The 4,548-nt window shown below is 35.4% G+C and carries 6 protein-coding genes; 5 read left to right on the plus strand and 1 reads right to left on the minus strand.

Going from position 1 to position 4,548, the window contains the following annotated elements:
- Positions 1–68: 68 nt before the first annotated feature.
- A complete protein-coding gene (locus EA412_00485) occupies positions 69–1,010 on the minus strand; it encodes a nitronate monooxygenase (protein ID TVR84214.1) in 942 nt (313 codons plus the stop codon).
- A 180-nt stretch (positions 1,011–1,190) separates the two neighbouring features.
- Here EA412_00485 and EA412_00490 point away from each other — a divergent pair, with 180 nt between their 5' ends.
- From EA412_00490 to EA412_00510, 5 genes are read left to right on the plus strand one after another with little or no spacing between them, the layout of a single operon-like run.
- Positions 1,191–1,643 carry a GatB/YqeY domain-containing protein gene (locus tag EA412_00490; protein ID TVR84215.1) on the plus strand — a complete coding sequence of 151 codons (453 nt, stop codon included), beginning with the start codon at positions 1,191–1,193 and terminating at the stop codon, positions 1,641–1,643.
- On the plus strand, positions 1,643–2,188 hold the full coding sequence (locus EA412_00495; GenBank protein TVR84216.1) for a CvpA family protein: 546 nt from the start codon (positions 1,643–1,645) through the stop codon (positions 2,186–2,188). Before EA412_00490 ends, EA412_00495 begins: the two co-directional genes overlap by 1 nt.
- Positions 2,189–2,190: 2 nt before the next feature.
- Positions 2,191–2,793 carry an aminodeoxychorismate/anthranilate synthase component II gene (locus tag EA412_00500; GenBank protein ID TVR84217.1) on the plus strand — a complete coding sequence of 201 codons (603 nt, stop codon included), beginning with the start codon at positions 2,191–2,193 and terminating at the stop codon, positions 2,791–2,793.
- Positions 2,794–2,851: 58 nt separating this feature from the next.
- On the plus strand, positions 2,852–3,622 hold the full coding sequence (locus tag EA412_00505) for an alpha/beta hydrolase (GenBank protein TVR84218.1): 771 nt from the start codon (positions 2,852–2,854) through the stop codon (positions 3,620–3,622).
- A gap of 1 nt (position 3,623) precedes the next feature.
- Positions 3,624–4,286, plus strand: coding sequence for a CBS domain-containing protein (locus EA412_00510; GenBank protein TVR84219.1), 663 nt, complete (start codon positions 3,624–3,626; stop codon positions 4,284–4,286).
- The last annotated feature ends 262 nt before the right edge of the window (positions 4,287–4,548 follow it).

A 4,548-nucleotide genomic window follows, 5' to 3' on the forward strand; every position in this document is an offset into this window, starting at 1 on the left:
TCAGATGTTCTATTGTTCAAGTAAACCATTCCTTTTTTGTGCAATGGGTCATCCAAAATCAAAAACTTTTACCAACTTTCTACATTCTTTTTGGCTGTTGTAAACTCCTCCAGGATTTCTTTAAACACTTCTGCTGCCGGCTTAATGCTTTTAATTTGGGCAGAAATTTGACCAATTTCAAGTTCACCTTCATCCAGGTCTCCTTCAAACATTCCTTTTTTAGCTCTGGCTCTACCCAGTATTTCTGATAGCTTTTCCTTTCCTGAACAAGCCTCTTCAGCCTCTTTGACAGCCTCGTAAAACTTGTTTTTTATTAATCTTACAGGGGTTAATTGTTTTAAAGTTAAAATGGTATCTCCCTCATTTGCCTCCACAACTTTCAGCTTAAAGTTATCGTGGCCGGAAGATTCCGGGGTTGCTACAAAACGAGACCCTATCTGAACCGCATCAGCGCCCAAAACCATTGCCGCCAGCATTGACTTCCCGGTTCCTATTCCTCCGGCTGCTATCAGTGGAATATCAATGGCCTCTCGCACTAAAGGAATTAAACACATAGTTGTAGTTTCCTCCCTGCCGTTATGGCCACCGGCTTCAAATCCCTCTGCAACAACAGCATCAACTCCTGCCTGCTGACTTTTAACCGCAAATTTTGCACTTGAAACTACATGAACAACTTTAATTCCTTTGTCCTTCAGAAAAGACGTCCACGTTTTAGGATTACCCGCAGAGGTAAACACAATCGGCACGCCTTCTTCAGCTATTATTTGCATATGTTTATCAATATCGGGATATAGTAGAGGAACATTTACAGCAAAAGGCTTTTGAGTTGCGGCTTTGCACTTTTGAATGTGCAATCTGAGTACTTCCGGATACATTGACCCGGAACCGATAATACCTAATCCACCTGAATTACTGACAGCAGAAGCCAACTCCCATCCGGAACACCATATCATTCCTGCCTGTATTATCGGGTATTGAATTTGTAAAAGCCGGGTTACTCTCGTTTCCATAATCAAAATTTATTGCTAAACTAAAAAGAATAATAGAAAACAAATATTTTTGAGAGATACACTTTCACTACACTTTGCTTAAAAATGGAAATTCATTTTTTCATATCAATTCATTAAGCAAGTGCAATTCTTTTGTTCATTTATGAATAATTGTTGATTTTTGTATTAAATATTAAAAAAATGACTGAAATAGAAATTAAAATTGCTTCTGATTTAAAGCAAGCTATGCTTCAAAAAGATACATCTAAGCTAAGAACTTTACGCGCTGTTAAGGCTGCTTTCACACAAGCGAAAACTGAAAAAGGTGCAGATAAAGAACTAAGTGAAGATAAAGCACTTAAGATTTTGCAAAAACTTTTAAAACAAAGACAGGAGTCTAAAGAAATTTTTGATCAGCAAAACAGAACCGACCTGGCACAAAAAGAGTCGGAAGAAATTGATATCATTAAAAATTACTTGCCGGAAACGCTTTCAGCAGAAGAAACTGAAAAAATTGTTATTGAAATAGTTAAAGAAACCGGAGCCGAAAGTATGAAAGACATGGGTAAAGTAATGAAAATTGCCGGAGAAAAATTAAGTGGAAGAGCTGATACCAAAATTTTAGCCGATATTGTAAAGAAATTACTCAGTTAATGATTTTTGATATCCTTTTTTTTATCATCATTCTCTACGGCTTTTATATGGGCTATAAAAAAGGGCTTATATATTCCATTTTTGGTTTTTTTGCATTATTTATATCAATTACCCTGGCCCTAAAATTCGGTTTTTTGGCTGCTGAAGTGTTAAATGAAAGATTTGAAATTCAGGCTTCTTATTTACCCTTTTTAGGGTTTTTAGTAATCTTTTTGATAACATTAGTTTTAGTTTATGCTTTAAGCAAGATAATAGAAGGTTTTATTAATTTAGTCTTCTTGGGTTGGCTAAATCGTTTAACCGGTGGTTTTCTTTGGGCGGTAATACTGCTCTTTGTTTACAGCGCTGTTTTGTGGATGACAAATCAGGCCGGATTCATCTCGGCAGACTGGAAAATTAATTCTAAAACAGTTGGCAGCAGTCTGGAATTCGCGCCCAAATTAATGGGTATTTTCGGTGAGGTATTCCCTTTTATGAAAAGTTTATTTTCAGACATTGAACAGTTAATTATTGACTTTGCTTCTAATAAAAATAATAATCTCTAAGCATGATATTGATAATTGATAATTTTGATTCTTTTACCTTCAATCTTGCCGATTATTTCCACAAATGTGGGATAAGCACATCTGTTGTATCTTATGATGCATTTGAGATGAGTATGCTTTCATCTGCTGAGGCTGTTGTTTTTTCTCCGGGACCGGGCCACCCGGATGAATATCCAGTTTTATTTGAAATTTTAAATACACTTCCGGCTGACAAAGCATTGCTTGGCGTTTGCCTTGGACATCAGATTATTTGTAAGCATTTTGGTTGGAATATTAAAAAGGCTAAACAACCAATGCACGGAAAAACCAGCATTATTCATTTGAACCCCCATCCAATATGGGAAACCCTAAATCATGAAACTGAAGTCATGCGTTACCATTCCTTAATTGCAGAACCGTCAAATAATGCTTCTGACTTAGAAATTATCGCTCAAACAGACGAAAAAGAAGTTATGGCAGTAGCTCATAAAAATAAAAACATCATTGGATTGCAGTTTCATCCCGAATCAATTCTTAGCTTTAGCGGTCTTAAAATGATTAAAAACTGGTCAAACTACTACTTAAAAAAGAAATTTAATCTTAGTTTGCAATCAATTAAAGCTTAATTAGGCTTTTATTTAAGGATTATTATAAATTTGGAGTTTAACCACTAAAAATATCTACATGAATTACAACATCAAAACCGATGGTAAATTCAATTATATTGAAGAAGGAGAAGGCCCTACTATAGTTTTGTTACACGGCTTGTTTGGTGCGCTGAGTAATTTTGCTCATGTATTGGATTACTTTACACCTAAAATGAAAGTTTGTATTCCCTTACTGCCTTTATTTGATTTGCCTCTTAATGAAACTTCGGTAATTGGTATGGTGAAACATATTGAAGAGTTTCTGGAAAAAAGAGGTTATGATGATGTTATCGTTTTAGGAAATTCTTTGGGCGGACATATTGCTTTACTGTTCACTTTGCAGAATATGGACAAAGTAAGGACAATGGTTTTAACCGGAAGCAGCGGACTTTTTGAAAGTGCTTTAGGCGATACGTATCCTAAAAAAAGTGATTATACTTATATCAAAGATAAAACCGAATATACTTTTTACGACCCCAAAACAGCCACTAAGGCATTGGTAGATGAGGTATATGAAATCGTAAATAACAGAAACAAAGCCATAAGAGTTATTTATCTGGCAAAATCAGCAATGAGACACAACTTAAAAGATGACTTACCTAAAATCACAACAAATACGCTTTTAATCTGGGGGAAAAATGACAGAATCACACCCCCTTTTGTCGCTGAGGAATTTCTCAAACAATTACCCAATGCACAATTAGATTTTATAAATCAATGCGGTCATGCAGCCATGATGGAAAAACCTGATGAGTTTAACAAACATTTAGAAGATTTTCTCGTTAAACATAATATCATAAAACCTTAGTATGCTCGCAACAGATTTAGTTTCTCAAATAGTGTCACCTCTCAAAACTTCCGACACAGGTGCAAAAGCACTTAAGTGGATGAGTGAGTTTGGAGTGAGGCATTTACCTATAGTTAACGAAAAGCAATTTTTAGGTTTAATATCTGAGGATGACATACTGGACTTAAGCGAATCTGAAGAGGCTCTCGGCAATCACAGACTTTCACTTTGGAAGCCTTTCGTTTACGAAGACCTTCATATATATGATGTAATTCGTAACATGGTTGATATGAAACTAACCCTTATTCCGGTTATTGATCGTGAAGAAAACTATACGGGTATTATCTTATTGGAAGATTTACTTCAGTTTTTTGCTACTTTCAATTCCATACAGGAAAATGGAGGTGTACTAGTTTTGGAAGTTAACGTAAGGGACTATTCATTAACTGAAATTTCAAGAATTGCTGAATCCGGTGATGCCATTATTCTTTCTTCAAATGTCCGGTCATTTCCTGATAAATCAAACCTCGAAGTAATTATAAAAACAAACAAAGAGGACTTAAAACCTGTAATAGCTGCTTTTGAAAGGTTTGAATACAAAGTAAAAGCATACTATCACCATTCTGAAGATACTGAGGACATGAAAAACAGAGTCGACTCCTTCTTTAATTACCTGAATGTTTAATCTTCCTGCTTTTTTTTGATTCAGCATCTTTATTATGATGACTGAAAAATACGTATTACTTTCCTGTTCTGCCTTTGATTAATGTGGATTTTGTGTTTTAGGCGTGTTGGGTAGTAGGGGATTGTCCAATAAAACCGGAACACTTAGACTGTAAAAAGTAAATAGACAGAGAACAGTCTCACACCTTTCTGTCACGCTGACGATAGGAAGCATCTCCGGATTAATTTGGAGATATCTCAATACATTTGCCATTTGACATTTT

The organism is Chitinophagaceae bacterium (assembly GCA_007695095.1).
Taxonomy (GTDB): domain Bacteria; phylum Bacteroidota; class Bacteroidia; order Chitinophagales; family REEL01; genus REEL01.

Coding starts and splice junctions, on each gene's coding strand:
- EA412_00485 (TVR84214.1), bottom strand. CDS start 1,010: ATGGAAACGAGAGTAACCCGGCTTTTACAAATTCAATACCCGATAATA.
- EA412_00490 (TVR84215.1), top strand. CDS start 1,191: ATGACTGAAATAGAAATTAAAATTGCTTCTGATTTAAAGCAAGCTATG.
- EA412_00495 (TVR84216.1), top strand. CDS start 1,643: ATGATTTTTGATATCCTTTTTTTTATCATCATTCTCTACGGCTTTTAT.
- EA412_00500 (TVR84217.1), top strand. CDS start 2,191: ATGATATTGATAATTGATAATTTTGATTCTTTTACCTTCAATCTTGCC.
- EA412_00505 (TVR84218.1), top strand. CDS start 2,852: ATGAATTACAACATCAAAACCGATGGTAAATTCAATTATATTGAAGAA.
- EA412_00510 (TVR84219.1), top strand. CDS start 3,624: ATGCTCGCAACAGATTTAGTTTCTCAAATAGTGTCACCTCTCAAAACT.